Source organism: Wielerella bovis, assembly GCF_022354465.1.
Lineage (GTDB): Bacteria > Pseudomonadota > Gammaproteobacteria > Burkholderiales > Neisseriaceae > Wielerella > Wielerella bovis.
Genome location: NZ_CP092361.1, coordinates 2,250,039 through 2,272,433 on the forward strand (window position 1 = coordinate 2,250,039; position 22,395 = coordinate 2,272,433).

The 22,395-nt window shown below is 44.1% G+C and carries 40 protein-coding genes; 36 read left to right on the forward strand and 4 right to left on the reverse strand.

Features of this window, described 5'->3' with window-relative positions; translation table 11 throughout:
* Positions 1 to 16: 16 nt before the first annotated feature.
* The 4 genes from yidD to MIS45_RS10980 form a co-directional block, all read right to left on the reverse strand.
* Positions 17 to 229, reverse strand: coding sequence for a membrane protein insertion efficiency factor YidD (gene yidD / locus MIS45_RS10965; protein WP_249442666.1), 213 nt, complete (start codon positions 227 to 229; stop codon positions 17 to 19).
* A 72-nt stretch (positions 230 to 301) separates the two neighbouring features.
* Complete coding sequence (gene rnpA, locus MIS45_RS10970; RefSeq protein ID WP_249444166.1) at positions 302 to 643, reverse strand: ribonuclease P protein component; 342 nt, start codon at positions 641 to 643, stop codon at positions 302 to 304.
* Positions 644 to 778, reverse strand: coding sequence for a 50S ribosomal protein L34 (gene rpmH / locus MIS45_RS10975; RefSeq protein WP_002214728.1), 135 nt, complete (start codon positions 776 to 778; stop codon positions 644 to 646).
* Between the two features lie 376 nt (positions 779 to 1,154).
* Entirely contained in the window at positions 1,155 to 1,967 is an 813-nt protein-coding gene (locus MIS45_RS10980) for an XRE family transcriptional regulator (protein ID WP_249450547.1), read from the reverse strand.
* 210 nt (positions 1,968 to 2,177) lie between these two features.
* On the opposite strand from MIS45_RS10980, the gene MIS45_RS10985 reads away from it, so the two are divergent.
* The 36 genes from MIS45_RS10985 (at position 2,178) to MIS45_RS11160 (ending at position 22,379) form a co-directional block, all read left to right on the forward strand.
* Positions 2,178 to 2,447, forward strand: a complete 270-nt coding sequence (locus MIS45_RS10985; RefSeq protein WP_249450548.1) for a helix-turn-helix domain-containing protein — start codon at positions 2,178 to 2,180, stop codon at positions 2,445 to 2,447.
* Between the two features lie 48 nt (positions 2,448 to 2,495).
* The gene (locus MIS45_RS10990) at positions 2,496 to 4,610 is read left to right on the forward strand and encodes a Mu transposase C-terminal domain-containing protein (protein ID WP_249450549.1); all 2,115 of its coding nucleotides are present in this window, start codon (positions 2,496 to 2,498) and stop codon (positions 4,608 to 4,610) included.
* Between the two features lie 29 nt (positions 4,611 to 4,639).
* On the forward strand, positions 4,640 to 5,542 hold the full coding sequence (locus tag MIS45_RS10995) for an AAA family ATPase (protein WP_249450550.1): 903 nt from the start codon (positions 4,640 to 4,642) through the stop codon (positions 5,540 to 5,542).
* A 290-nt stretch (positions 5,543 to 5,832) separates the two neighbouring features.
* Positions 5,833 to 6,147, forward strand: coding sequence for a hypothetical protein (locus MIS45_RS11000; RefSeq protein ID WP_249450551.1), 315 nt, complete (start codon positions 5,833 to 5,835; stop codon positions 6,145 to 6,147).
* Between the two features lie 9 nt (positions 6,148 to 6,156).
* Positions 6,157 to 6,645, forward strand: coding sequence for a hypothetical protein (locus MIS45_RS11005; RefSeq protein WP_249450552.1), 489 nt, complete (start codon positions 6,157 to 6,159; stop codon positions 6,643 to 6,645).
* On the forward strand, positions 6,642 to 6,869 hold the full coding sequence (locus MIS45_RS11010; protein ID WP_249450553.1) for a hypothetical protein: 228 nt from the start codon (positions 6,642 to 6,644) through the stop codon (positions 6,867 to 6,869). The genes MIS45_RS11005 and MIS45_RS11010 overlap by 4 nt, the downstream gene beginning before the upstream one ends.
* On the forward strand, positions 6,862 to 7,050 hold the full coding sequence (locus MIS45_RS11015) for a hypothetical protein (RefSeq protein WP_249450554.1): 189 nt from the start codon (positions 6,862 to 6,864) through the stop codon (positions 7,048 to 7,050). Before MIS45_RS11010 ends, MIS45_RS11015 begins: the two co-directional genes overlap by 8 nt.
* Entirely contained in the window at positions 7,047 to 7,226 is a 180-nt protein-coding gene (locus MIS45_RS11020) for a hypothetical protein (RefSeq protein WP_249450555.1), read from the forward strand. The genes MIS45_RS11015 and MIS45_RS11020 overlap by 4 nt, the downstream gene beginning before the upstream one ends.
* Positions 7,219 to 7,605: a hypothetical protein gene (locus MIS45_RS11025; protein WP_249450556.1), complete on the forward strand. Its 387-nt coding sequence runs from the start codon at positions 7,219 to 7,221 to the stop codon at positions 7,603 to 7,605. The genes MIS45_RS11020 and MIS45_RS11025 overlap by 8 nt, the downstream gene beginning before the upstream one ends.
* Complete coding sequence (locus MIS45_RS11030) at positions 7,602 to 7,985, forward strand: hypothetical protein (protein ID WP_249450557.1); 384 nt, start codon at positions 7,602 to 7,604, stop codon at positions 7,983 to 7,985. The genes MIS45_RS11025 and MIS45_RS11030 overlap by 4 nt, the downstream gene beginning before the upstream one ends.
* Positions 7,982 to 8,449 (forward strand): hypothetical protein, encoded by a 468-nt coding sequence (locus tag MIS45_RS11035; RefSeq protein ID WP_249450558.1) that lies wholly within the window; start codon positions 7,982 to 7,984, stop codon positions 8,447 to 8,449. Before MIS45_RS11030 ends, MIS45_RS11035 begins: the two co-directional genes overlap by 4 nt.
* A 22-nt stretch (positions 8,450 to 8,471) precedes the next feature.
* The gene (locus MIS45_RS11040; protein ID WP_249450559.1) at positions 8,472 to 9,008 is read left to right on the forward strand and encodes a host-nuclease inhibitor Gam family protein; all 537 of its coding nucleotides are present in this window, start codon (positions 8,472 to 8,474) and stop codon (positions 9,006 to 9,008) included.
* A 10-nt stretch (positions 9,009 to 9,018) separates the two neighbouring features.
* The gene (locus MIS45_RS11045; protein WP_249450560.1) at positions 9,019 to 9,261 is read left to right on the forward strand and encodes a hypothetical protein; all 243 of its coding nucleotides are present in this window, start codon (positions 9,019 to 9,021) and stop codon (positions 9,259 to 9,261) included.
* Positions 9,262 to 9,373: 112 nt separating this feature from the next.
* A complete protein-coding gene (locus MIS45_RS11050; protein WP_249444145.1) occupies positions 9,374 to 9,592 on the forward strand; it encodes a hypothetical protein in 219 nt (72 codons plus the stop codon).
* 74 nt (positions 9,593 to 9,666) lie between these two features.
* On the forward strand, positions 9,667 to 9,939 hold the full coding sequence (locus MIS45_RS11055) for an HU family DNA-binding protein (RefSeq protein WP_249443426.1): 273 nt from the start codon (positions 9,667 to 9,669) through the stop codon (positions 9,937 to 9,939).
* A 62-nt stretch (positions 9,940 to 10,001) separates the two neighbouring features.
* Positions 10,002 to 10,436, forward strand: coding sequence for a gp16 family protein (locus MIS45_RS11060; RefSeq protein WP_249444144.1), 435 nt, complete (start codon positions 10,002 to 10,004; stop codon positions 10,434 to 10,436).
* An 89-nt stretch (positions 10,437 to 10,525) separates the two neighbouring features.
* On the forward strand, positions 10,526 to 11,002 hold the full coding sequence (locus tag MIS45_RS11065; protein ID WP_249444143.1) for a Mor transcription activator family protein: 477 nt from the start codon (positions 10,526 to 10,528) through the stop codon (positions 11,000 to 11,002).
* Between the two features lie 91 nt (positions 11,003 to 11,093).
* A complete protein-coding gene (locus MIS45_RS11070) occupies positions 11,094 to 12,032 on the forward strand; it encodes a J domain-containing protein (RefSeq protein ID WP_249450561.1) in 939 nt (312 codons plus the stop codon).
* An 11-nt stretch (positions 12,033 to 12,043) separates the two neighbouring features.
* The gene (locus MIS45_RS11075; protein WP_249450562.1) at positions 12,044 to 12,187 is read left to right on the forward strand and encodes a hypothetical protein; all 144 of its coding nucleotides are present in this window, start codon (positions 12,044 to 12,046) and stop codon (positions 12,185 to 12,187) included.
* Positions 12,171 to 12,920, forward strand: a complete 750-nt coding sequence (locus MIS45_RS11080; protein ID WP_249450563.1) for an N-acetylmuramidase domain-containing protein — start codon at positions 12,171 to 12,173, stop codon at positions 12,918 to 12,920. Before MIS45_RS11075 ends, MIS45_RS11080 begins: the two co-directional genes overlap by 17 nt.
* Before the next feature lie 10 nt (positions 12,921 to 12,930).
* Positions 12,931 to 13,137: a hypothetical protein gene (locus MIS45_RS11085; RefSeq protein ID WP_249450564.1), complete on the forward strand. Its 207-nt coding sequence runs from the start codon at positions 12,931 to 12,933 to the stop codon at positions 13,135 to 13,137.
* A 12-nt stretch (positions 13,138 to 13,149) separates the two neighbouring features.
* Positions 13,150 to 13,494, forward strand: a complete 345-nt coding sequence (locus tag MIS45_RS11090; RefSeq protein ID WP_249450565.1) for a hypothetical protein — start codon at positions 13,150 to 13,152, stop codon at positions 13,492 to 13,494.
* 3 nt (positions 13,495 to 13,497) lie between these two features.
* Positions 13,498 to 13,665, forward strand: coding sequence for a hypothetical protein (locus MIS45_RS11095; protein ID WP_249450566.1), 168 nt, complete (start codon positions 13,498 to 13,500; stop codon positions 13,663 to 13,665).
* Positions 13,666 to 13,669: 4 nt separating this feature from the next.
* Positions 13,670 to 14,038 (forward strand): hypothetical protein, encoded by a 369-nt coding sequence (locus MIS45_RS11100; RefSeq protein ID WP_249450567.1) that lies wholly within the window; start codon positions 13,670 to 13,672, stop codon positions 14,036 to 14,038.
* Positions 14,039 to 14,042: 4 nt separating this feature from the next.
* Positions 14,043 to 14,204, forward strand: a complete 162-nt coding sequence (locus MIS45_RS11105; protein WP_249450568.1) for a hypothetical protein — start codon at positions 14,043 to 14,045, stop codon at positions 14,202 to 14,204.
* A complete protein-coding gene (locus MIS45_RS11110; protein WP_249450569.1) occupies positions 14,180 to 14,515 on the forward strand; it encodes a hypothetical protein in 336 nt (111 codons plus the stop codon). The genes MIS45_RS11105 and MIS45_RS11110 overlap by 25 nt, the downstream gene beginning before the upstream one ends.
* On the forward strand, positions 14,502 to 14,774 hold the full coding sequence (locus tag MIS45_RS11115; protein ID WP_249450570.1) for a hypothetical protein: 273 nt from the start codon (positions 14,502 to 14,504) through the stop codon (positions 14,772 to 14,774). The genes MIS45_RS11110 and MIS45_RS11115 overlap by 14 nt, the downstream gene beginning before the upstream one ends.
* A complete protein-coding gene (locus tag MIS45_RS11120; protein WP_249450571.1) occupies positions 14,768 to 14,998 on the forward strand; it encodes a hypothetical protein in 231 nt (76 codons plus the stop codon). Before MIS45_RS11115 ends, MIS45_RS11120 begins: the two co-directional genes overlap by 7 nt.
* Before the next feature lie 8 nt (positions 14,999 to 15,006).
* Positions 15,007 to 15,507, forward strand: a complete 501-nt coding sequence (locus tag MIS45_RS11125; protein ID WP_249450572.1) for a DUF1804 family protein — start codon at positions 15,007 to 15,009, stop codon at positions 15,505 to 15,507.
* Positions 15,500 to 17,149, forward strand: a complete 1,650-nt coding sequence (gene terL, locus MIS45_RS11130; protein WP_249450573.1) for a phage terminase large subunit — start codon at positions 15,500 to 15,502, stop codon at positions 17,147 to 17,149. The genes MIS45_RS11125 and terL overlap by 8 nt, the downstream gene beginning before the upstream one ends.
* Positions 17,150 to 17,210: 61 nt before the next feature.
* Positions 17,211 to 18,641: a phage portal protein family protein gene (locus MIS45_RS11135; protein WP_249450574.1), complete on the forward strand. Its 1,431-nt coding sequence runs from the start codon at positions 17,211 to 17,213 to the stop codon at positions 18,639 to 18,641.
* Positions 18,638 to 20,356: a phage head morphogenesis protein gene (locus MIS45_RS11140; RefSeq protein WP_249450575.1), complete on the forward strand. Its 1,719-nt coding sequence runs from the start codon at positions 18,638 to 18,640 to the stop codon at positions 20,354 to 20,356. Before MIS45_RS11135 ends, MIS45_RS11140 begins: the two co-directional genes overlap by 4 nt.
* Positions 20,353 to 20,706 (forward strand): hypothetical protein, encoded by a 354-nt coding sequence (locus tag MIS45_RS11145; RefSeq protein WP_249449270.1) that lies wholly within the window; start codon positions 20,353 to 20,355, stop codon positions 20,704 to 20,706. The genes MIS45_RS11140 and MIS45_RS11145 overlap by 4 nt, the downstream gene beginning before the upstream one ends.
* Positions 20,707 to 20,784: 78 nt before the next feature.
* Positions 20,785 to 21,081 (forward strand): hypothetical protein, encoded by a 297-nt coding sequence (locus MIS45_RS11150; protein WP_249450576.1) that lies wholly within the window; start codon positions 20,785 to 20,787, stop codon positions 21,079 to 21,081.
* A 2-nt stretch (positions 21,082 to 21,083) separates the two neighbouring features.
* Positions 21,084 to 22,013 carry a hypothetical protein gene (locus MIS45_RS11155; protein WP_249450577.1) on the forward strand — a complete coding sequence of 310 codons (930 nt, stop codon included), beginning with the start codon at positions 21,084 to 21,086 and terminating at the stop codon, positions 22,011 to 22,013.
* Positions 22,014 to 22,022: 9 nt separating this feature from the next.
* Complete coding sequence (locus MIS45_RS11160; protein ID WP_249450578.1) at positions 22,023 to 22,379, forward strand: oxaloacetate decarboxylase alpha chain; 357 nt, start codon at positions 22,023 to 22,025, stop codon at positions 22,377 to 22,379.
* Positions 22,380 to 22,395 lie beyond the last annotated feature (16 nt).

Consider the following 22,395-nt stretch of genomic DNA (forward strand, 5'->3'; position numbering starts at 1 on the left):
GAAAACAGACGTAACATCATGGAACAGGGTCGTAACCGCTACCACCCCAAGGATGGCAACGACACAATCTTTTGGCAGCCAAACAACCGCCTTTGCACGCACCGTGTTTGCGAATGGCTTCTATCGCGTATTGCGAACAGCTTGGCACATAGCGGCAACGTGGTGGAATCAGCGGGCTGATAGCCAGTTGATAAAAACGTATCAGCGCAAGCAAGATTTTACCAAGCATATTTCACTATCCTCCACATGCTTTCAGGCAGCCTGAAAACGCTATAACGAGCTTTCAGGCTGCCTGAAAAGTTTATTTGCGTGGCAACATTAATTCTGCCAACTGCTGACGAGCTTCGGCAACAGTATCTGCATCAAACGCAACACGCACGCGCACGACATAATCACGCGCAGGCAGTTGGTGTTTGTTGCAGCGAAACCAATCGCGTATCACACGTTTCATAAAATTGCGCCGATTGGCACGTTTGGCAGCTTTTTTGCTGACTACCAAGCCTAATCGTGCATGTCCAAACGCGTTATTATCCGATTGCATAACTTGAATCAAGGAGCGCGAACGCTGTTTTTTGAATGCAAAAACGGAAGAAAAGTCTTCCGTTTTCAGCAATCGGTACGCTTTGCCGAAGCGGTTATCCAATTACACAGCCAAGCGTTTACGACCTTTGGCACGGCGTGCTGCCAAAACTGCGCGACCGCCGCGAGTTTTTGAACGAACCAAGAAGCCGTGAGTGCGTTTGCGTTTGGTAACAGAAGGTTGATAAGTGCGTTTCATGTTGGGTTTCCTAAATCGTTAAGGGAAAAATTAAACGCGTGATTAAACCTGTTTTTAGGTGTTTTGTCAATCAAAATAAATGTTTCAGGCTGCGTTTTGTGTTTTGGCAAGTAGGGGTAAGCCTGTTGCTGTACTGATTTTTTCTGTGGGGTAGTGATAGTTTTTGCATAGGATAATCTCGCAATGTCATTGGGTGCAAACCTTGATAAACACAAGGCTTACGCCCAATTTGTTCAGTTAAATTAGACGTGGCAGCTTTTTCACAAAAATGCGAAAAAATGAGCAAATTTCAATCATAAAACTATCACAAAATGCGTAAAATTAAACGCGGTTTAAGCACTTTTTAAATCATGCTTAAACCGCGTTTAAATTTTCATTACAATAGTCGCCCCAGCCATACCACACGTCCAATCACCGCAAAATTTTCATCATCTAAATTGATTTCAAACGGTGGATATTCAGGGTTCGCGCTGATAATAACCACTTTGTTTACCAGACGCTGCAAACGTTTCACAAACACATCATTTCCAAGACGAATGGCATACAAGCCATCATGTGGCTCAACTTGGGTATGGTCTATCAAAATGGTATCTTTATCATTGAAAACATTGACCATACTGTCGCCTTTGACTTTCACAACCGACAACTTATCCAATGGCGCACGCACAAATCGGCGTAGCCAATCCGCACGAAATGCCAACGAATGTGTAGGCTCTTCACTTTCTACCCAAGAACCACGCCCAGCAGATAATTCCACATTGTAGTAAGGGATGAACACAAAATCATCAATGTCCACAGGATTACCGCGTGTATCACATAAGCCATTGATGCCATTTACAGAAGCTCGTTCCTTACGTTTATTGGCTTGCAATAAAGCAAGTAATTCATCCGTTTTATGTAAGCTGTTTTGGAATGCAGCCTGCATTATTACATCTTCATTTTGTTGCACAGATTCTGGTGTTTGATTGGGGTATTGCGCCCCTTCGCCTGTGGCGAGCCATTGTACGTTTACGCCTGCGGCGCGTGCCAGTTTCACTAAATTGGACATTTGTGGGTCAGATTCACCAGTAAGCCAGCGTTTTGCGGATGGTGGCTTGATGCCAGCTTGCCGAGCCAGTTCTGAAACATTCCCATTAAAAATTTTCAAGACTTCTGCCATTCTCTCGGCAAATTCAATATTTACATCCATAATTTAAGTTTAACCTTTTCTTAAAGTAAAGTTTAACGTTAAAGTTAGACTTTATTTTCCATTAAAATCAAAATATTAAAGAAATAAGTTCAATTTATTAAAGATTAACCTAAAAAATCACTTGCGTAGTTAAACTTAAACCTTTAATATTCACACATCTGTTAAACAAATTTGTTAAACAGATGTGTTTAACAAACGTAGGAATTGATTATGCAAAAAAATTCAGCCAAACAAACACCAAAAGATTGGCATCGTGCTGATGTAGTTGCTGCCTTAAAACGTAAAGGTTGGACGGTTCGCGCTTTATCCAGAAGACATCAATTATCCGAATATACACTTTATACCGCACTTGACCGTTCTTACCCAAAAGGAGAACGGATTATTGCGGAAGCACTGGGATTAAGTGTTCAGGACATCTGGCCTGAACGTGAAGCCAAACGTCAATTTCAACCCAGTTTGCAAAGTGTTTCTATCGCATAGCTGTTCATTTTAATGTAAACCTTCATAAAAATCACGAGAAAGTTAATTATGAAGTCATTATATTCAAATCATACTGCTTTTTTGAGTGCGGCAGAGTTGGCAAAAATGAGTTTACCTAGTTTGCCCAAAACACCAAAAGGCATTGCTGAAAAAGCAAAAAGGGAAAAATGGGCAACCCGAAAACGGGCAAAAATCGGTGGCGGTTTGGAATTTGCCGTATCCAGCTTACCCAGTTTGGTGCGTTTGGAAATTGAGCGTCAGCAAGCCAATCAACTGAACCAGCAACTCATACAGTTGGAACAGCCCAATTCAGGCAGCCTGAACGCCCCAAAAGCAAAAAAATCCCGCGCCAAATCAAAAGATTTGCCAACCGTCCACAGACCCGAAGACACACAACTGGCTTTGGATTTGGCAGACCCCAACACCGCAGTCAAAAGTTTGAATTTCAAACAAAAAGACTGCGCCAATGCGCGAATGGCGATTGTGGCAGATGTGTTGAGCATAGGAGATACGCTGAATTTGTCGCAAAACCAAGCCGTAGCCTATTTTTTGGAACAAATGCGCGAAGGCACTTTGCCCGAGCGAATCGCGCATTTAATCCCGATTGCCAATGCGCGGAGCAACAACAAACGCGATTTGTCCAAGCGCACTTTAATGGGCTGGGTTTTGAGCTATAAACAGGCGGACAAATCGCCCAATGCCAAGCTGCTCGCCCTTGCGCCACGCGCCACCAAAATAGAAAGCTCGCCTTTGGCATTGTGGTGGATGCGCGATTTTATGCACATTCATCGTGTGCCTCAAAAACCGAAATTGGCGCACAGCTACGAAAAGTTCGTCAAACTTTATCAACAAAAACAGGATTTTGATATGAAACTGTTACCCAGTCTTGATGCGGTTCGTCATGCGTGGAAAAAGCTGCCTGAAATCATTCGGGAACGCGGTCGGCGCACAGGTTCGCAATACAAACAGCTTTTGCCCTATGTGAAACGCGATTGGACAACCCACATCAACCCCAACCAAGTGTGGATTATTGACGGACACAGTTTCAAGGCTCGCGTTCGCCACATGGAACACGGTCAGCCCTTTGTGCCTGAAATCACGTTTGTGATTGACGGTTGCACACGCAAAATTGTCGGTTTTTCCATTGCGTTGGCGGAAAGCAGTAAGGCGGTTGCCGATGCCTTGCGTATGGGTTTGCGACACGGTGGTTTGCCCGTCATCATCTATTCGGATAATGGCAAGGGCGAATTGACGGGTTTGTGTCCGCGTTTGGACATCACGCACCAAACAGGGATTGCAGGTAGCCCACAAGGGCGTGGCGTGATTGAAGGCTTGTGGGACAGCACCTTGATTAAACAAGCGAAAACCTATCCCACCTATCACGGCAAAGACATGGACACAAGTGCAGGGCATTTGATGTATCGCAAAACCGAAAGTTGGGCGAAAGCCGAACGAGACGGCAAAAAGCTGACCGATGAACAGCAAAAATACAAGGCGATGTGTCCGACTTGGCAACAATTTTACACAGATTTGTTGGCAACGATAGACGAGTACAACCACAGACCGCATCGCACTTTGCCCAAAAAAGACAATGGCGAGCACTACAACCCCACCGAATATTGGGCGTATCGCATGGCGCAAGTGCCGATTGACGAGCAGCCTGAAATTTTGTCGGAAGACGAATTGGCTTTATTGGAACGCAGCATGGACATTCGCACGCCGTATCGCGGTTGGATACGTTTCAACAATCAAGGCTATTTTTTGGCGGATTTGGCGCAACACGAAGGCGAAAAAGTGCTGATTGCATACGATTGGGACAAACCGCAAGACATTGTGGTTTACCACTTGGACGGTCGCTTAATTGGCACGGCGATTTTGAATGGCAATACACGCGATGCCTTCCCGAATGTGAAGAGCATGGCGCAAACTCAAAAAGAAAATCGCGCCAAAACCCAAATCACACGCCTGAAAAACAAAGCCAAGCGCATTGAAATGGATTTGAACGGTGGCAACATCATTGAAAGCACGCCTGATTTTGGCAAATGGCTGCCTGATTTGGTGGCAACCAATGATGTGGATTTTGCCAAAATTCCAGCCGTTGAAACGGTGGAAGTTTGGGAAGCTGAATCTGAACAGCCCAAAAAGAAATATCTGCCTTTTTGATTTTTAAACCCCTTTAAAGGAACTTTAAAATGACTTTGCAAGAACAACTGAACCAATTTATGCAAGCCCACAATATCAAACAAGAAACCGTTGCGCGTGGCGTGGGTGTGTCTAGTGCAGTGATTAGCCAATGGCGACAAGGCAAATACATGGGCAACAACGAAGAAGTGGATGCCAAAGTCACCGCATATTTAGAACGCGAACTGGGTAAATTGTCCAAGCCTGAATTGACGCAAGTGTTTGTGAATACGACCACCGCGCAAAAAATGCTGGATATGTTGCGCTTAACCCATTTGTCGCGTGAAAACGGTTTGCTGTATGCCCAAGCAGGCACGGGCAAAACCACCACCATTCGTCATTACGCACAACAATATCCCGATGTGATTTTGATTGAAGCGGACGTTACCGACACGCCATCGGTTGTGTTGAAAAACATTGCCAAAAAAATCGGCACAAGCACATCAGGCAGCCTGAACGATATCAAAGAAGGCATTTTGGAAAAGCTGACCGATTCAGGGCGCATGATTATTGTGGACGAAGCCGAGCAGTTGTCCACCAAATCGCTGGAAATTTTGCGCCGTTTGCACGACAAGGCTGGGATTGGGCTGGTGTTGGTGGGTATGCCCCGATTGTTGAGCAATTTATTGGGTAAACGTGGCGAATTGGCGCAGTTGTATTCGCGCATTGGTTTGCATTTACCTTTGCCCGATAAGGTTGCCAACAATGAATTGGCTCAAATTGCACGATTGACTTTGTCAAATTTACCCGAAGATGCACTAAAAGAATTGGTGTTGATGGTTAATGGTAGCCCACGCAGATTATGGAAAGCGATGAATTTGGTGCATGGCATGAGCCAAAATCACAACGAACCAATTAACGTGGATATGGTGCATGAAGCCAAGCGGATGTTAGTGCAGTATGAAGGGGGATGATGCGATGAGTAAGCGGAAATATCCACGCATAAAAAAATGTACCTGTTGCGGTAGAAGTTTATTTTTAAGGCGTTTTAAGCGTATCAATCTTAAAGGTAAGCGGTTGAATGATTGGGCAGACGTTTGTTTGCGTTGTGAGCTAGAACTTTCAGGCAGCCTGAAACGAAGTTCAGCGTAGTTAAAACAAGCGAAGCGCGTTTCGCTAAAACCTAATCCCTTGATACGGCAATATATTTTTTTACCTTGCGATTTTTATAAGCTATTGAAATAAAAGGAAGTATAAAAATGAAATGGACTTTTTAATCCGAAAAATGCGTGATGACGTGATGCGCCATTTACCTGTTTTTTGGCTAGGTGTGGTGTTTGGTGCAGTGTTAGCAGCGATGCCATTGGCATTGGCAAATCCACAGCCTGAACCACCCTTACCCAATTATTCAGCAGCCATGCTAGCACAGCAGCCTGAAAAGAATTGTGATGAATTATGGGAAAAACCATACAGCGATTTGACCGCAGCAGAACGTGAAGCGCGGTATGAATGCGATGAAGAAGAAGCGATTTGGCAGCGAGATTTAGAGCGAGCCGAATTGCGTGAATATGGATATTAGGAGAGTGTGATGAAAATCAATGAAAGCAATGTCCGCGATGCGGTGGCAAATATTCAAACTTTACTGGCAACAGGCAAAAAGATGACGATACGCGATATGCGTGCATTGATGACAGCCAATACAGCTGAAATCACAGCAGCTATTCAAATATTGGATACACAAGGCAGCCTGAAAAGGGAAGAATTTGGTGATGAAGTGTTTTATAGCTTGAAAACACAGCCTGAAAATCCAGCCGAAAGTCCACCTAAACCAAAAAAGCGTGGTCGTAAGCCAAATGCAGAAAAAATTACGCCGACACCGTTTCCACCCGATGATGCGCCGAAATTTGAGCCAATGGTGGTGCGTAAACGTGATGCACCACAGATGAGTTTTCGGTTTGGCGTGTTTAGCGATGGGGAATTACACCTGTTTAAACATGGTGTGGTGTTGAGATTGAACCAAGTGGAAAGCGCAGCGTTGTGTAAGGCTTTGTGTTTGATGGGAGCGGCAACAAAATGAAAACGATTACAGAGTATGTACTGACTATCCAAGTACAACAAGATGAACACCAACGGTTTATGTGTGCTGCACTTGCGCCCAATGGCGAAGTTTTGCATGAAACGGGACGTTTCTCGCATGAAGCAGATGCGGTTTATGCGGCTTTGCATAGTGTAGCGGTTTTAAATAATTTTTCAGGCTGCCTGAATTTAGATTTGAACAATATGGGGTTGAAACATGATTAACCGTGAAAAACCGCATATTTACCGTCTTGTAACAGGTTTTTGGACTGTTAGTAAAGCGGCTTATATTGAAGTGGATAGGCTGGTATGCAGTACGCGTGTTGAATTTCCTTATGAAACAGCGGAACAGGAAATTATGAATCATCAAGCCCTTGAATTTGTTGAAAGGTTGAACAAGAAATGAATAAACCCTTTGTTTATGCACAAATTTCTTTGGTGGTGGCGATTTTTGCGGAATTGGCACGTCAAAACCCCAATGGCACATTAGTAAATCATCATCAGGGCGAAGTCATTATTCAGGCTGCCAATATGATTATTGATGCTTTGAATCATGCAGATGTGGAACAGAGCCATGATTGACCATCAACAAGGGTGTTCAAAATTCACACCTCAAGCGGTGCGATTAACCACTGTACAGTTTGAATACTTTAAACACTTTTTGTTAAGTTCGCAATTGGCAAAGTGCGATTTGCCCGATGTAACGGCGAAGGCGTTGGTCAGAAAAAATTTGATTGCTGAACAAAGCGATGAGTGGCACTTAACCCAATATGGCATCGCGTATTTAAACTATCTTTATAGTAAAAAACCGCATATTTACCGCAAAAAAGGACGCTGGAAGGTAAGAAAGCCAAAATCATCAATTTTTTTAAAGTATCAACAAACTTATTTTGTTAGAAGAGTAAGTTTGTTTGGTATTCAAAAAGCAGTGCAATTTGCAGAAAGGTTAAACCAAAAATGATTAAACCCATGATTACCCAAATCTTTCAGTCGGTGGGCGCAACACTCAACCCTGAATCACCGCCATTGATTAGTTGCCAAAAACATTTAGACATGAATGTGGTTCGCAACAAAATGGCAAATTTTCAAGTGTTTGTGGTGCGTGTGCATGATGTGGAACTGCGTGGCAAACGTTATTGGCTGGTGGTTGATGGACATCACAATTTGGCGGCTGCCCTGTTGTTGGGCAAGCCTATCAAGTGGAAAGAGCCACCGCGCAAATACCAAAACATCATGAAAAAATACACGGCATCTGAATTGGAACATTTTTTAATTCAAAATGTTACAGATAGTCCGCATTTTTATGTTGCCACAGGTCAAACGGTTGTGGAGTTGCTATGAGCGAAACCGAACTGAAATTCGCCAAACGCGCCATCGCCAAAATTGCCGAAATGGGTGGCGCGGACATGCGGCTGGTGTTGGATTATTTGAAACTGTTTTTCAGCAAAGAACAACCCCTTTCGCTTGAACAAACTTTTGAAATTTTGTGCGAAGTGGACGAGTTTTGGAAAACTTATCCTGCTGAAATTTGGCAAAAAGCGGTGCAAAAATTGTTGGCAAATAAAGTTTCAGGCAGCCTGAAAACACCTTTGCTGAACCACGATTTGCTGATTGATGAAATGGAGTTATTGGCAGATTTTGAGCGCGATGATGAACCCCACGAGCCTGTCCGCCAAACCACAAAACCCGAACCACCCACACAATTTATCCCACCCACCGCCGAGCAGAAAGCCCAAGCAGCACAGCATTTACAAGCAATGAAACAAGTGTGTTCACGCCAACGCAAGGCTTATCCCAATGATTAACCCTGTTTTAAAGGAAACAAAAATGAGTAAACCTAAAAAAACCCGTGTCAAAACCAGCGCACAAATCGCTGCACAAAACAAAGACGAAGCGATTGTCTTTATCCGCGAAATTGGCGACATCATGCGCGAAGTCAAACGTCTTGAAACCAATATGAATGACGGCATCGCTGCATTACAAGAAAAATATGCCGAACAGTCCGCACCGCTTAATGAACGCATTAGTGAATTAAGTACCGCCGTGCAGTTGTGGTGTGAAGCCAATCGCAATGAATTGACCGATAACGGTCGTGTGAAATTTGCTGACTTGGTTACAGGCGTGATTAAGTGGCGCAATGATACAGCGAAAGTATCGGTAACAGGTGTTCAGGCTGTGCTTGCCTTATTACGCAGCGACCCTGAATTGGAACGCTTTATCCGCGTGAAAGAAGAAATCAACAAAGAAGCGATTTTGAATGAACGCGGTAAGTTTGATAAAGGGCAAGTGGCAGGATTGAAGATTGTGGACGGCAAAGAGCAGTTTGTGATTGAGCCACATGACCAGCAGCTGGCACAGGTGTAGGAGAAAGCAAATGCCTTATTTGTATGTCACAGCATCTGATGTAGAAGAATTGGTTGGAGACTTGGATAGCGCAGAAAAAGAAGCCTTGCTGCAAAAATTGTTAGAAGAAACAGAATATGTTTCTTTCCACGAAAAAATCAAACAGCTTACCAATCAGATTACTGCTGTTGAACTGGAATGCCAAAACATCACATTACCGCGTAATTTACGCGAATTGTTGTATGAATTGACAGGTAGAGAAATAGGGCAATAGCCGTAGGTCGGCTTTCCAAAGCCGACTTTCAGGCAGCCTGAAAATCCAAAATACCGCAACGGTGGAGCGGTTGTCAAATCCGCCATAATTTTGAATTTAAAGGAATTTAAAAATGGATTACATCAAAGAATATTACGATTTGCCCTTTTTAATCAAAGGTATTCGCATTATTTTAGGTAATGGGCAAACAGGCGAAGTAATTGGTACACATAACGCTTATCTTAAAATCAAATTTGATGATAAGACAAAGGGTTGTGTACACCCAACTAGCGATATTGCTTACTTTTTAGGCGATGTCATTATCAAAGATTTTCGCAATCAGTCAGCATAAAAAATAAACCGCAAACGGCGGAGTGGTTTCTCAATCCGCCGATTTTTAAAACCCTTTTAAATGGAGTTTAAACCATGAATAAATCCCAACTGATTAAACACATTGCCAGCATCGCAGGCTTAACCCAAGCACAAGCTGATGATGCACTTGATGCCTTTTGCACCATTGTGCAGTCTGAATTGGCACACGATGGCGAAGTGAATATCACAGGCTTTGGCAGCTTTAAAGTTACCCAGCGTGCAGAACGCAAAGGACGCAATCCCAAAACAGGCGAAAAAGTGAAAATTGCTGCGCGTAAAGTTGTGAAATTTAAGGCAGGCAAAACGCTGAAAGAGGCGGTCGCTTAATTTTTAATCTAAACAGCACGGTTTCAGGCTGCCTGAAACCGTGCGACATAAGGAAAAACATCATGGCAAAAACCTATGAAGAAAAACGGCAAGGCTTAATCGCCAAAATCCACGTTGCCCAAGAACAGCTTGCATTGGACGATGACAATTACCGAGCCATTTTGAAACGCATTACGGGCAAATTAAGCTGCAAGCAAATGAATTTATTGGAATTGCAAAAAATCATGGAGGAAATGGAACGCTTGGGTTTTAAACCTACGAAAAAATCCATTGGTCGCAAGCCACTTCATGTTACTGATGTGGCTGAATTGATGAATAAAATTGCGGTTTTGTTGAAAGAAACAGACAAAACTTGGGAATACGCCAACGGCATCGCCAAACGTATGTTTCAAAAAGACAATGTCAATCAACTGAATGAGCAGCAACTTCGTAAAGTGTTGATTGCACTCAATTACCAAAATTTGAAAGTGCAGGCTGCACAAGCAAAAAAGGCATAAAAAAATCCGCCAAACAACATGGTCGGCGGACAGTAAAAATCTAAACTAAATCAAATTATATCATAAACTTAAACGAAAGAAAGCCGACCATGAAAAACATTTATTTTACTGAACAAGATTTGGCGCAACTTCGCCATTTGTTGCCACCCGCTTTTGAACAACTGATGATGGTGGCGGGCGAAGAAGCCGCATTTACATTGGTGCGGCGTTATTCTGGCACACACATTCCCATTGGGCAAAATAAAACCAAAGCAGGCAAAGTACTGCACGCCATGCTTGCCGAAACAGTGGGCGAAGACATTGCCTTGAAAATTGAGGCTGCATACGCCACACAGCGTAAAATCTACATTCCCAAATGTGAAAGCGCGGTATTGGAATTACGCGACCGTTTAATTCGCCGTCAATATGATGATTTTGTTCTTAATCATCGCATGAGCGATACGCTCGCAATCAACAACTTGGTACGCGAACACGATTTGACCGATAGGCAAATCCGCAATATCATCAAAAAAGCCGACAGGCTGCCTGAAAAACAGGTCAATTATCAACAAATCGCTTTATTTTAAACCCAAACAGGTTAATGCTTTTTCAGGCATTAGCCTGTTTTTTTATTGGAGTTTTGGCTAAAATCGCGTTTTTTAAACAAAGGGCAGCCAAATGCAGAATTATTATCATATTTTGGGTATCAGCATTCATGCGACACCCGATGAAATCAATCAAGCCATGCGTCGCTTTGTACAGACGGCACAGCGTACTGATGAAAATTTAGCCATTTTGAATGCCTGCAAAACACATTTGCTTGACCCATTAAACCGCAAACAATATGACCGTGATTTGCTGGCGGCACACCCTGAATTGCTGGACGAAATAAAACAACAAGTTGCCAAACAAAGGGCAGCAGCAAAAGAAAGGCGAAAACAAGTCGAAATCAATGCCATGACAATCGACCCGAAAAATCCCAAAAATCTGTATGAATTGGCACACGGTGCATTGCCCAAATGGTTGAAAAATGGCTATTTATTTGTGGTTTTTGTGCTGTATTTGATTGCCAAAAATCATGTGGGCAGTACACGTTATTTGACGTGGGCGTTTTTGTTGCTGGTGTTTGGTGTATTTGTTTACTTGGTACGCAATGCTTTGATTGAGCAGGAAGATGAATTTACTGAATTGTTTGAAGAACAAACTCATAGCACAATTATTTTTTCATCAATGGCTTATATGGCGAAACAAACGGCTATGGTTATTGGCACGATTGTGGTCATTGGCTTTGCATTCAATATGTTGGCTAATGGTGGCAGCAGTTCATCGTCTAACCCTAATGCGCTAAAAAGTGGCAGTAGCACAACAAGTGGGACACGTGCCAATCAGATTTTGGCGCAATATGCTTGTGAAGATGAAGTGAAAAAGCAACTGAAAGCCCCTGCCAGCGCACAATTCAGCAACTGGCAATACCGCTACAACGACAGCACGAAAACCCACACGCTTTCAGGCAGCGTGGATTCGCAAAACAGCTATGGTGCGATGTTACGCAGTAATTTTGTCTGCACAGCCGAATACAAGGGCGATGGGCAATTTTCCACGCGCGTGATTTTTTGATGACAAAATGATTGCAAAAACCGCTTAAACGTTTACCGCGTTTAAGCGGTTTTTTTGCGCGTACTGAAATGCTGCAAGACACGGCAGGCAGCCTGAAAACGCATAATCACGACATTATCAACGCAATGGATTTTAACTATGTTTCAACAAATTAAATTGACCGAAGATGAATTATCTATCGTACAAAATCCCAATGTAGCATGGGTACAAAAGTGGCTCAATGCGCACGCTGGTACAGATTTAGTGGTAGATGGCGTTTGGGGTGTGATGTCGCGTTCAGCATTTTTATTAGCGTTTGCCAATAAAAATGCCCCTGCAATTACTGAAGATGAGTTGTTACAAATTGCGCGTGATTTAGGCGATACCGATACACGCCGTATTCATGCTGTTGCTGAAGTGGAAAGCTATGGTAGTGGTTGGTTGAATAATGGTTTGCCTAAACTCTTATACGAACGCCACTTGTTTTGGCGTGAAACCACCGAACCAAAAGAAATTAAATGGTACAGCCATCCAAAAGCTGGTGATTATACATTGGATAAAAATAATAATGATATTAATGACAGTTGGGAAAAATTGGCATTTGCCATTGGACGAGACCCATTGGCGGCGTTTAAGTCTATTTCTATTGGTAAATTTCAGGTGTTGGGTCGTTGGTATCGTCAATGTGGTTACGAGCATCCGATTGAAATGTTGTGGGCTGCTCGCAATAGTGAATTAGCACATTATCAAATGTTACGTGATTACATTGTCAATGTAGCAAATTTAAAAAGCGAATTTTTGGCATTAAATGACAATGAGAACAATAACCGCGCTTTTGCCAAAGGTTATAACGGCGCAAGATATGCTGAAAATCAGTATCACAGTAAATTGGCTTCGGCTTTGGCGTAGGAGATTTTAAATGGAATTGACATTAACAGGTACATGGAAAATTTGTTCGGCTAAATTCTTGTTTGATTTATTTTTGCCAAATTGTGAATACCAACCACGTTTCGCTTTGGGTTACAGCTTGGTGCGTAGTGTTCCCGTTCCACGCGTAGGCAAATCAGGCGTGGCAGCCGCCAAACGTGCTGCACGCCAACGCCGTCGCCGTTTGAATAGAAAGTAAGGTTATGCGTTTATGGAAAATGATAAACAAGGTCGGCGAAACATACGGGCATCTGCCACCCAATCTCGCGCAAATGCGAATGTATCGCCATCGCGTGCCACAACGGGTAAAAAGTTATTTTCAGGCAGCCTGAAACATTGGCTGGGTGGCATGGTAAACAACCCGACCACAGGTGCGTTGAGTCATGACAAAGTTTGGGCAAATATTTGTGCAGGCACAATGACTTGGCAATTTTGTCATTCAGACCCAACAGAATGGCAATGGTGGGCGTATGGTGGAATGGTCGGCGGTTATGGTTTGGCTAGACGGGCGATTGCTGCTGCTCAACAAATTTCTGAAAAGAAAGGGAAAGATTAAATCATGTTTGGATTTTTAACTGATGTCGTGCATGGCGTCGGTCAATTTGCCGAAACTGCCATTAAAACAACAGGTTATGTGGTGGAAACCGCGATAGAGACCGTTGGCGATGTGGCGGTTGAAGTGATTGATGAGATGGCTGATGTGATTGAAGAAATCACTGGGGATTAAAACCATGATGTTATTTTTGAAAAACAAAATGTATCTAGGTTTTGTGTTGATTATCGTGCTGTCGTTTGTGGTACATGGAACAGTTTTTTGGTTTGGCTACCGTTCAGGCAGCCTGAAAACCCAAGCCCATTATCAAGCCATCTTGCTCAAACAGGCGCAAGAACATCAAGCAAAACAAGCTGTTTGGCTCAAACAAGCCGAACAAATCAGCCAACAACAGTTTGCATTGCAAAAACAAAACGAACAGCAAGCCAATGAATTGAAAAAGGAAATTCAAAATGTTATTGCAAAAGACCGCGCCAATGGTTCTCACGATTGCACTTTTGGCGAGTACAGCTTGCAGCACTACAAAAAATCACTCGGCTACGAGTAAACCCGTGCCACAAGCCCTGCTCGTTATGCCACAACGCCCCGAACCACCCATCAATGGCTCGCAAGAAGCCATTTTGACCCATGCGGTTGAGTTTGGGCGTTATGTCAAAAACTTGGAAAACCAGCTTTCAGGCTGGCTGAAATGGGCTACGGAGACAGAAAAATGATGACCTATCGTGAACACGCTCACCGTGCCTTAATGGTGCATCACGCCAAAATGGAATGCTTTTTAGCCAAAATCCGTGAACAAGAACCGTTGGTTAATGCGGTTAATGCGCGTTTAACACATCATGAAATCCCGTTTCAGTTTGTTTTAACACCTGAATTGGATGCGCAATTTTGGCTAAGCAAAGACGTTTCAGGCAGCCTGAAACACCTGTTTGAATGGGACAAAATAGAACCCACACCACGCGGTTTTATGCTGTTCAACCGTGATGAAACCGCCGAAGTGGAGATTATTTATCATGCCGACATTTGAATGGATTGTGGGGATTTTGTTTAGTGTAGTGACAGCAGCTTTTTGGCGGTGGGCGGATAAACTCGGTAAAAATGATGATGAAATCCACAAACGGCTGGAAACGATTGTGAGACAAATTCACGAAGTGGAAAAAACCTATCAAAGCAAAGCTGATGCTAAACACGAAAGCAGCGAAATCAAAGCATTGCTCAAAGAAATTCGGGCTGAATTGAAAGAAGTCAGCAGCAAAATTGACAAAAAGGCAGACAAATCATGTTAGTAAACCAAGACCCTATTTTAAAAGCATTGAAAGAAATTCAGGCAAAACAAGATGTAACCATTGAAAAGCAAGACCAACTGGAACAGCACATGAAACAAATCCATGCTGACTGTAAGAAAACGGCTCGTGCCAATGGCGCGGTGGCTGGTGCGATTGCTGGCACATTTTCGGGCGGTTTGGTGGCAACGGGCATTGCTTTGATTAGAGCAAAATTTGGCATTTAGGAGACACGATGGCGCATCCACAAGAAAAACGCGATTTGGTTCGCCGTAAATATGTCTTTGAAAATCAATCATTGGAATTGGCAGCGACTTTTTCGGGTGTGCCATTGGCGACCGCTCGGACATGGAAATACGCCGCCAAAGAGCAAGGCGATGATTGGGACAAAGCACGCTCCGCGCATTTGTTTGCGAGCGGTGGCATTGAAACAGTTGGACAGACCATGTTGGCTGGTTTTTTGGTGCAATATCAATCTACTTTTGAAGATTTAGAAAAAGCAGAAAACATTGCCCCAATTGAAAAATCCAAAGCATTAGCCAGTTTGACCGATTCATATCTCAAAGTCATCAATGCAACCAAAAAAATGCTGCCTGAAACGCAGGCTGCTGTGGCTTTGCAAGTTGTTGAAGAATTGTTGAACCACATCAGCGAAACTTATCCCGATAAATTACAAGACTTTGCCTTGATTTTGCAAACTTTTGAGACTGTGATTGAAAGGAAATTCGGTGGCTAAATTCAGTGAAAAAATCAGTTTAACCGAACTGAAAAAACGCATGGTGCAGGTGCGTGAAGAAGCCTTGCAACGCATTGAATGGCATGAAATTGAGCTGTCCAACGACCCAGCCGAAATCGCCAAACGCCGTGCCATCGTACTCAAAGGCGATGAAGCGGCGTTTCGTTTTTTCTGTAAAACGTATTTGCCTCACCATTTCCCCGATGACACGGAATCGCTGTTTCATGCGTGGGCATACAAAACGCTGCCTAAAATCACCGCAGAGCCTGAAGCAATTTCACAATCTGTTGCTGCGCCACGTGGCGAAGCCAAAACCACGCTCGTGGTTCAAGCAAATAGCTTGTTCAATGAAGTCCGCAACGTCAAACATAATACCGTGATTGTGTCGGACACGGAAGAGCAAGCCGATGAAATCATTGAAACAATTAAAACCGAATTGACCGACAACCCTATGTTGCGCTTGGATTTTCCTGAAGTATGTGGACAGGGAGCGCGTTGGCGCATTGGCGAAATTTTGACCCGACAAGGCAATAAATTCAAGGCTTATGGTTCGGGTCAGAAAATTCGTGGTGCGAAAAAGAAAAATAAACGCCCTGATGCGGTTTATTTGGACGATTTAGAAAATGAAGACCATGCCGAAAATCCACGTTTGCGCGACAAATTGGAAAAATGGATTGCGCGTGTGATTCAGCCGCTCGGTCAGGCTGGCAGCAAAATTGACATCATTTATGTCGGCACAATTTTGTGTAAAGACAGCGTGTTGGCGCGGATTATGAAAAATCCATTTTGGCGTAGCGTGCTGTTTAGTGCGATTGTGAAATACCCAGAGCGCATGGACTTGTGGGAAGAATGGGAAAACATTTACCGCAATACCCCAAAAACCAATGAAGCCAACGAAAAAGCCGCACACGCTTTTTATCTGAAAAATGAAGCGGAAATGTTGCGTGGTAGCAAAGTGAGTTGGGTCAAACGCCCATTGTTGGTTTTGATGAAAATCCGTGCGCGTGATGGCTTGGCGACATTTCAATGCGAATACCAAAACGAACCGAGCGACCCAGAGAGCGAAATTTTTGCAGGCTGCATTGACCAGAGCTACTACCGCACTTTGCCGCATGATGTGGTGTTTTATGGCGCGGTAGACCCGAGTTTGGGCAAAAAAGGCAAAGGCAAAGACCCAAGCGCGATTTTGGTCGGGGGCTATCAAAAAAGTACGGGGATTTTGTATGTGGTTGAAGCAAAAATTAAAAAGCGTGTTCCCAGTTTGATTATTCAAGATGTGATTAAGTTGCAAAAGGAATACAACTGCCAACTTTGGGCGGTGGAAACCGTGCAATTTCAAGAGTTTTTCAAAGATGAATTGGTTAAAGAATCTGCGAAACAAAGCGCACACGTCCCCGCCAAAGGCGTGAAACCGAATACGGAAAAAGAATTGCGAATTGAGAGTTTGCAACCGCATTTTGAAAACGGTTTCATTAAATTGTTGCCTGAACAGCGCGAATTGATTGCCCAGTTACGCCATTTTCCCAATCACGACCACGATGACGGTGCGGACGCGCTGGAAATGCTGTGGAAATTGGCGACCAGCAACAGCGCGAGCAGCAGCATTGAGCCAATCCCCATGTATGACGATTGCCCCTATTGATTTTAAGCGGTTTCAGGCAGCCTGAAGCCCTTTTTTAAAACGGTTTTAAAACGAGTTTAAAATGGCTAAAAAAGACAAAAAAATCAAAACTGCCCCTGCCGTTTCGCCCATAGAACAGTTGGTACAAGATACCGCCTACGCACTCAATGCGTTTTCGTCAGGTGGCACAGATGAATTATTGAATTTGCTGGGATTGAGCCGTCAGCAAGTGTATTCAGCCGTAATGTCGGACGATGAAGTGGATTCTTGTCGTGAAGACATTGTTTCTGCATTGCTTTCAAGTAATTGGCGATTGTTTGGTGCGGAAACCGATGACACGCAAATGGACAAACTCTATCAGTCTGTGCGGCGTAATTTGCCAGCCATTGCCGAGCAGGTGGTGGTGGCGAAATTGTGCGGTTATGCTGTGGCGCGTTTGATTTATTCGCAAGATGAAGACGGTTTTGTTTCGCTGAAACAAGTCATTAGCCGTCATGACGAATTGGACAAATACACGCCCAAATTCGGCAAATTGATTTACAACGGTCAAAATGGCGAAGAAGAAACCGACACAACTTATACACATTTGTTTTTAAGCCACAAAGCCACGTCAAAAAATCCTGCTGGCGAAATGGCAATGGTACGGATTTATCCAGCCGTGATGTTGCGTAAAGAAGGCTGGCGTTACGCTTATCAATTCACACAACGCTACGCACAACCGATTTTACTTGCCAAAACCGACAGCGACAAAGCCGAAGCAGCGCAAAAAGCCCATGCCGTCAAACGGGGTGGCGCAGCGGCTGTGGGTTTGGAAGAAGACATTAAATTGCTGCAAAACACGGCAGACGGTGCGTTTTTCAGGCAGCTTGAACAAATGGCGAATGCGCGTATTCAGAAATCCATTTTGGGGCGCGTGAAAACCAGTGAATTGATGAACGGTAGTCGTTCTGCTCAACAAGTGGAAAGCGAAAGTGAGAAAAACCGCATTGGCGCGTATTTGCTGTTGCTGGCGGAAGCGGTTAATCACATTTTGACGGCTTTGGTGGATTTAAACCGTCATTTTCATCAGGAAATCAAGGTTAAAGGCATGATTTGGTTTGAATATGAAACCGAAATCAAGCCCGACACCAATCGTGCCGAGCGTGATAAAAAATATTTGGAAAGCGGTAATTTAGAACTGACCGAACAGTATTACACCGATATTTTGGGGTTTGAACCCGAGCATTTCAAATTGAAACAAAATCAGGATAATGCAAAAGCTGATACAAGTTTGTCGTTACAATTATCGGGCAACCAAAACACGTTCAGGCAGCCTGAAAGCCAGTTATCCGCCGACCAAAAGATTTTATCGCCCAAAATCCATGCGATTTTGTCCGCAGCCGCGAGTGTTGATAGCTACGAAGAATTTAACACCTTGCTGAATGATTTGGATTTGAGCGAGGGCGACCAAGTTTTGATTGATAAACTGGTGTTTCAAAATACGCAAGAATGGGTCAAAGGTGCAATAAAATGACACGCGAGCCTGTTATCCATTTTTCCAGTTTGCTTGACCGAGCGGCATTGGAACATTTGAAATCCAAAACGCAGTTGCCCAGCTTTTCGCATTATGATGTTTGGCTGTACGAACACGCCGTTGGCTTTACAGTCGCCAAAATGATGAATGCGGATTTGTTGCAAACCACGCAAAACGCCCTTATTCAGGCGATGGAAAGCGGTCAAGCGTATGATAAGTTTGTTAAAAATTTGAAACCATATCTCATGGCACAAGGCTGGTGGGGCGAAAGCGTGATGACTGACCCTGTGGACGGTGTAGCGAAAACCGTGCAACTTGGCTCAACACGCCGTTTGCGCGTGATTTTTCAAACCAATATGGCAACAGCCTATGCTGCAGGGCAATGGGCGCGTGTGCAAGAAGACAAGGCGGATTTTCCGTATTTGAAATACATTGCCAGCACCGCCGAGCAGAAACGTGCCAGTCACATGACTTACTACGGCAAAATTTGGCGCGTGGACGACCCGATTTGGCAAAGCATTTTTCCGCCCAACGGCTACGGCTGCCAATGCACCGTGCGCCAGTTGAACGAAAAACAGGCATTGCGCGAGCGTGGCGAAGACATAGACAGGCAGCCTGAAAAATTTACCGAGCGGCAAAAAGCCAATCACGCCAAAGGCATCATTGACGATGGCACGGACGACATTCAATGGGTGGATTTTACCAATCCACGCACGGGGCAAACCGTGAAAATTCCGTTTGATGTTACGCCGACTTTTGCACACAATCACGCGGCGCGTTTGATTGATGTGCAAATGCTTGCAGAGCAGAGACATGGCAAGAGTTTTATTCGTGAATTGGCTGATACGTTAATCTCTTATCTAAAAAAGAAAAAACAGCCCCTTGAATTAACAGAAGGTGGCGTATTTGCCAGTAGTGCCAATTTAATTAACGAGGGCAGATTGCTTTACGAAACCCATATTACTGTGATGAATGAAGCCATTAAACAAGGAAAACCACATGAAGGCATTATGGAAATCATGCGGCACGAAGGGGTTGAGCTGGGGGGCGAAATTTTGACGTACAGCCAAAATCCCGAAGTCGCCACAGAATTGGCTGAAAGTTTGCAAGTTTTTCCAACGGCATGGTTGCAAAAATCCAACGAAATGGGTCGGGTTTTGGTTGCAGATTCAATGGGGCGAGCGTGGCATTATTTTCCTGATTTGTCTAATAAACGTTTCATTAACATGATGAAAAATAAGCCACAGGATTTTGCCAATGGTGCAGAAGCCTTTCAATGGGCATTTATGGGGCGTAAAATGGCGTTTCAACAAGGCGACAGCATGATGTTGAACAATTTAAATCACAATGCAACGCGCATGATTTCAACGCAAATCCATGAATTTACCCACCGTTTACAAAAGGTACTGCCTGAACTAAACGATTATTTTGTGCGCTTGTGGCACGAAAAAACCGCCAACGATAAAATTCAAACATTAAGAGAAATGACGGGTAATCAACGCTATCGTGCCAATGAAATCGGTAAACGCGATGACTTTCCCAATCCCTATTATGGTAAAATGTATGGCGATGAAGACGACCCTTTGCCTTTGGAAATGATGACCATGATTTTTGAAGCTTTATTGGGTGGCGACATCAAGCGTTATCAGGAATTGGCAAGAAAACCTGATTTTTTGTATTTTGGACTGGCTTTGCTGGTAAGGTATCAACCATGATTTCTATTCAATTTATGTTGCGTAAACAGGGTAAAGATATCGGTCAAATCACTTGGGAGCGCGAAACCGTTCATAAACGTGGTTTTGATTTGCCTGTATCGGGTAAATTAAGTGGTGATGATGTGGCGGTTCACACCTTGCAAAGCGCAATAGACCAAGCTGTATCCGCGCAAATTGTTGATGTTTCGCCACAGCCTGCTGGTGGTAATCCGATTGAAGCCCCTTTGGTGTACGATAGTGAAATGGTGTCGGTGTTTGATTATGCAGGTTTTGATGTGCCACCTGAATTTGATGACATTATCCAACACATGACTGGCTCGGCTCATGGTATGGCTGGTGTGTGTTACTAAATTTCAGTTTGCGTAGGGTGCGTATCACGCACCGAAATTGCAGTCAATTGATGATTGGGTGCGTGGTACGCACCCTACTTGGCTGAACCCCAAAAATCCCACTTGAACTATCCCATTCAAGTGGGATTTTGTTTCCCTATTTCAAAAATCGCCGTTAAAACACTTTTTAAAGCGTTTACGCGCATTCAAAAACTTTTCCATACCCAAGCATACCCAAACCGCTTATCGCGTTTCTTGCGCGATTTTGGCGGTTTTTTATTTTTGCCGTCCGCTAGGACTTTCAGGCTGCCTGAAAACGAATTGAAGTCATGCCTGCCGCCTATGCGCGGTTGGTATGAAACAATGCACTATCTTTTTCCCAAAACTGTTTTTTAAACATGACTGTATTGCACATCAAACTCGCACAAGAAACAGGTTTGTCATTCAGGCAGCCTGAAAACGCTGAAACGCCACGCCAATTCACGGGCATTGCCCATTCGGGTCAGGTGTTCACGAAATGGGGCGACCGCTACATTGTGGATTTGTCCAATATTCAGTATCGCGCCAAAACAGGCGTTTTGCTGGAACACGACCCCAATCAAAAAGTGGGCGTGGGCGCGTTGAGCGTGTCGCCGCAGGGTTTGCAAATTGACGGCACTTTGCTGTCCACAGAACAGGGCAAGCACGTGGCGGATACGTCTGATGAAGGCTATCCGTGGGAGTTGTCTGCCTACATTCAGTCCGCCCGACAAGAGCAACTGCGTGAGGGCGAAATGGTGGTCAATGGCGTAACCGTTGCTGCACCGATTGTGATTTTGCGTGATTGTGCTGTGCGTGAAGTGAGCTTTGTGGCGGTGGGCGCAGACGCGCACACCAATGCAGTTGTTTTATCAGACGGTACGGATTTCAAACCCGATTTTTCATTATCCCAAAACAAGGAAACCACCATGACCCAAGAAGAACAAGCCGAATTTGATGCGCTCAAAGCCAAAGTTGCTGAACTGGAGACCGAAAACGCCGACTTGAAAAAAGCCCAAGCCGATGCTGATAAAAAAAGCAAAGTGGACAAAAAATTGTCCGATGCAGGTTTGACGGGCGCAAATCAGGTCAGCGAGCAGGTTTACGGGGTATTGTTGTCGCTTAATGACGCGCAAGCGGACGCGTTGATTGTCGCAATGAAATTATCAGGGCAAACGCAAACCAAACCGCCATTACCTACGGCATTGACGCAAGACACACCGCCAGCAGCAGGCGAAATGAAATTGACGGGCAGTTTGGCGGATTTGGCTCGTGAACGCGCCCAAGCCACACATCAAAATAAATTTTAAGGAACAGCCATGAGCGAAGAAACCCAAACTTATCAACCCAAAACCACCACAGAAACCTTGCCTTTAACCGCAAGTGCGTTTTTGAAATACGAAGCGACACCTGCCACACGCGTTCAAGTGCCTGCCACAAAAGGCACAAAAATCGGTCAGCTTGTGCAATATGCGTTGGCAAACAACGTGCATTTTGTGGCTTTGACCGATGAAAAAGACGGCAAAGTCATGATTCAGCCATTGAATTGCGTAATTGACACACGCCACATTGCCACAGAAGAAATCACCAAAGCAGGTGGCTATGAAATTTTGGTTAAAGCATGGCTGACTTATGGCGTGGCGGTTGATGGCGCAGATTCGCGCCAAACAGCTTAATCATTAAAATTTAAAG

Coding starts and splice junctions, on each gene's coding strand:
- yidD (WP_249442666.1), bottom strand. CDS start 229: ATGCTTGGTAAAATCTTGCTTGCGCTGATACGTTTTTATCAACTGGCT.
- rpmH (WP_002214728.1), bottom strand. CDS start 778: ATGAAACGCACTTATCAACCTTCTGTTACCAAACGCAAACGCACTCAC.
- MIS45_RS10980 (WP_249450547.1), bottom strand. CDS start 1,967: ATGGATGTAAATATTGAATTTGCCGAGAGAATGGCAGAAGTCTTGAAA.
- MIS45_RS10985 (WP_249450548.1), top strand. CDS start 2,178: ATGCAAAAAAATTCAGCCAAACAAACACCAAAAGATTGGCATCGTGCT.
- MIS45_RS10990 (WP_249450549.1), top strand. CDS start 2,496: ATGAAGTCATTATATTCAAATCATACTGCTTTTTTGAGTGCGGCAGAG.
- MIS45_RS10995 (WP_249450550.1), top strand. CDS start 4,640: ATGACTTTGCAAGAACAACTGAACCAATTTATGCAAGCCCACAATATC.
- MIS45_RS11000 (WP_249450551.1), top strand. CDS start 5,833: ATGGACTTTTTAATCCGAAAAATGCGTGATGACGTGATGCGCCATTTA.
- MIS45_RS11005 (WP_249450552.1), top strand. CDS start 6,157: ATGAAAATCAATGAAAGCAATGTCCGCGATGCGGTGGCAAATATTCAA.
- MIS45_RS11010 (WP_249450553.1), top strand. CDS start 6,642: ATGAAAACGATTACAGAGTATGTACTGACTATCCAAGTACAACAAGAT.
- MIS45_RS11015 (WP_249450554.1), top strand. CDS start 6,862: ATGATTAACCGTGAAAAACCGCATATTTACCGTCTTGTAACAGGTTTT.
- MIS45_RS11020 (WP_249450555.1), top strand. CDS start 7,047: ATGAATAAACCCTTTGTTTATGCACAAATTTCTTTGGTGGTGGCGATT.
- MIS45_RS11025 (WP_249450556.1), top strand. CDS start 7,219: ATGATTGACCATCAACAAGGGTGTTCAAAATTCACACCTCAAGCGGTG.
- MIS45_RS11030 (WP_249450557.1), top strand. CDS start 7,602: ATGATTAAACCCATGATTACCCAAATCTTTCAGTCGGTGGGCGCAACA.
- MIS45_RS11035 (WP_249450558.1), top strand. CDS start 7,982: ATGAGCGAAACCGAACTGAAATTCGCCAAACGCGCCATCGCCAAAATT.
- MIS45_RS11040 (WP_249450559.1), top strand. CDS start 8,472: ATGAGTAAACCTAAAAAAACCCGTGTCAAAACCAGCGCACAAATCGCT.
- MIS45_RS11045 (WP_249450560.1), top strand. CDS start 9,019: ATGCCTTATTTGTATGTCACAGCATCTGATGTAGAAGAATTGGTTGGA.
- MIS45_RS11050 (WP_249444145.1), top strand. CDS start 9,374: ATGGATTACATCAAAGAATATTACGATTTGCCCTTTTTAATCAAAGGT.
- MIS45_RS11055 (WP_249443426.1), top strand. CDS start 9,667: ATGAATAAATCCCAACTGATTAAACACATTGCCAGCATCGCAGGCTTA.
- MIS45_RS11060 (WP_249444144.1), top strand. CDS start 10,002: ATGGCAAAAACCTATGAAGAAAAACGGCAAGGCTTAATCGCCAAAATC.
- MIS45_RS11065 (WP_249444143.1), top strand. CDS start 10,526: ATGAAAAACATTTATTTTACTGAACAAGATTTGGCGCAACTTCGCCAT.
- MIS45_RS11070 (WP_249450561.1), top strand. CDS start 11,094: ATGCAGAATTATTATCATATTTTGGGTATCAGCATTCATGCGACACCC.
- MIS45_RS11080 (WP_249450563.1), top strand. CDS start 12,171: ATGTTTCAACAAATTAAATTGACCGAAGATGAATTATCTATCGTACAA.
- MIS45_RS11085 (WP_249450564.1), top strand. CDS start 12,931: ATGGAATTGACATTAACAGGTACATGGAAAATTTGTTCGGCTAAATTC.
- MIS45_RS11090 (WP_249450565.1), top strand. CDS start 13,150: ATGGAAAATGATAAACAAGGTCGGCGAAACATACGGGCATCTGCCACC.
- MIS45_RS11095 (WP_249450566.1), top strand. CDS start 13,498: ATGTTTGGATTTTTAACTGATGTCGTGCATGGCGTCGGTCAATTTGCC.
- MIS45_RS11100 (WP_249450567.1), top strand. CDS start 13,670: ATGATGTTATTTTTGAAAAACAAAATGTATCTAGGTTTTGTGTTGATT.
- MIS45_RS11110 (WP_249450569.1), top strand. CDS start 14,180: ATGGGCTACGGAGACAGAAAAATGATGACCTATCGTGAACACGCTCAC.
- MIS45_RS11115 (WP_249450570.1), top strand. CDS start 14,502: ATGCCGACATTTGAATGGATTGTGGGGATTTTGTTTAGTGTAGTGACA.
- MIS45_RS11120 (WP_249450571.1), top strand. CDS start 14,768: ATGTTAGTAAACCAAGACCCTATTTTAAAAGCATTGAAAGAAATTCAG.
- MIS45_RS11125 (WP_249450572.1), top strand. CDS start 15,007: ATGGCGCATCCACAAGAAAAACGCGATTTGGTTCGCCGTAAATATGTC.
- MIS45_RS11135 (WP_249450574.1), top strand. CDS start 17,211: ATGGCTAAAAAAGACAAAAAAATCAAAACTGCCCCTGCCGTTTCGCCC.
- MIS45_RS11140 (WP_249450575.1), top strand. CDS start 18,638: ATGACACGCGAGCCTGTTATCCATTTTTCCAGTTTGCTTGACCGAGCG.
- MIS45_RS11145 (WP_249449270.1), top strand. CDS start 20,353: ATGATTTCTATTCAATTTATGTTGCGTAAACAGGGTAAAGATATCGGT.
- MIS45_RS11155 (WP_249450577.1), top strand. CDS start 21,084: ATGACTGTATTGCACATCAAACTCGCACAAGAAACAGGTTTGTCATTC.
- MIS45_RS11160 (WP_249450578.1), top strand. CDS start 22,023: ATGAGCGAAGAAACCCAAACTTATCAACCCAAAACCACCACAGAAACC.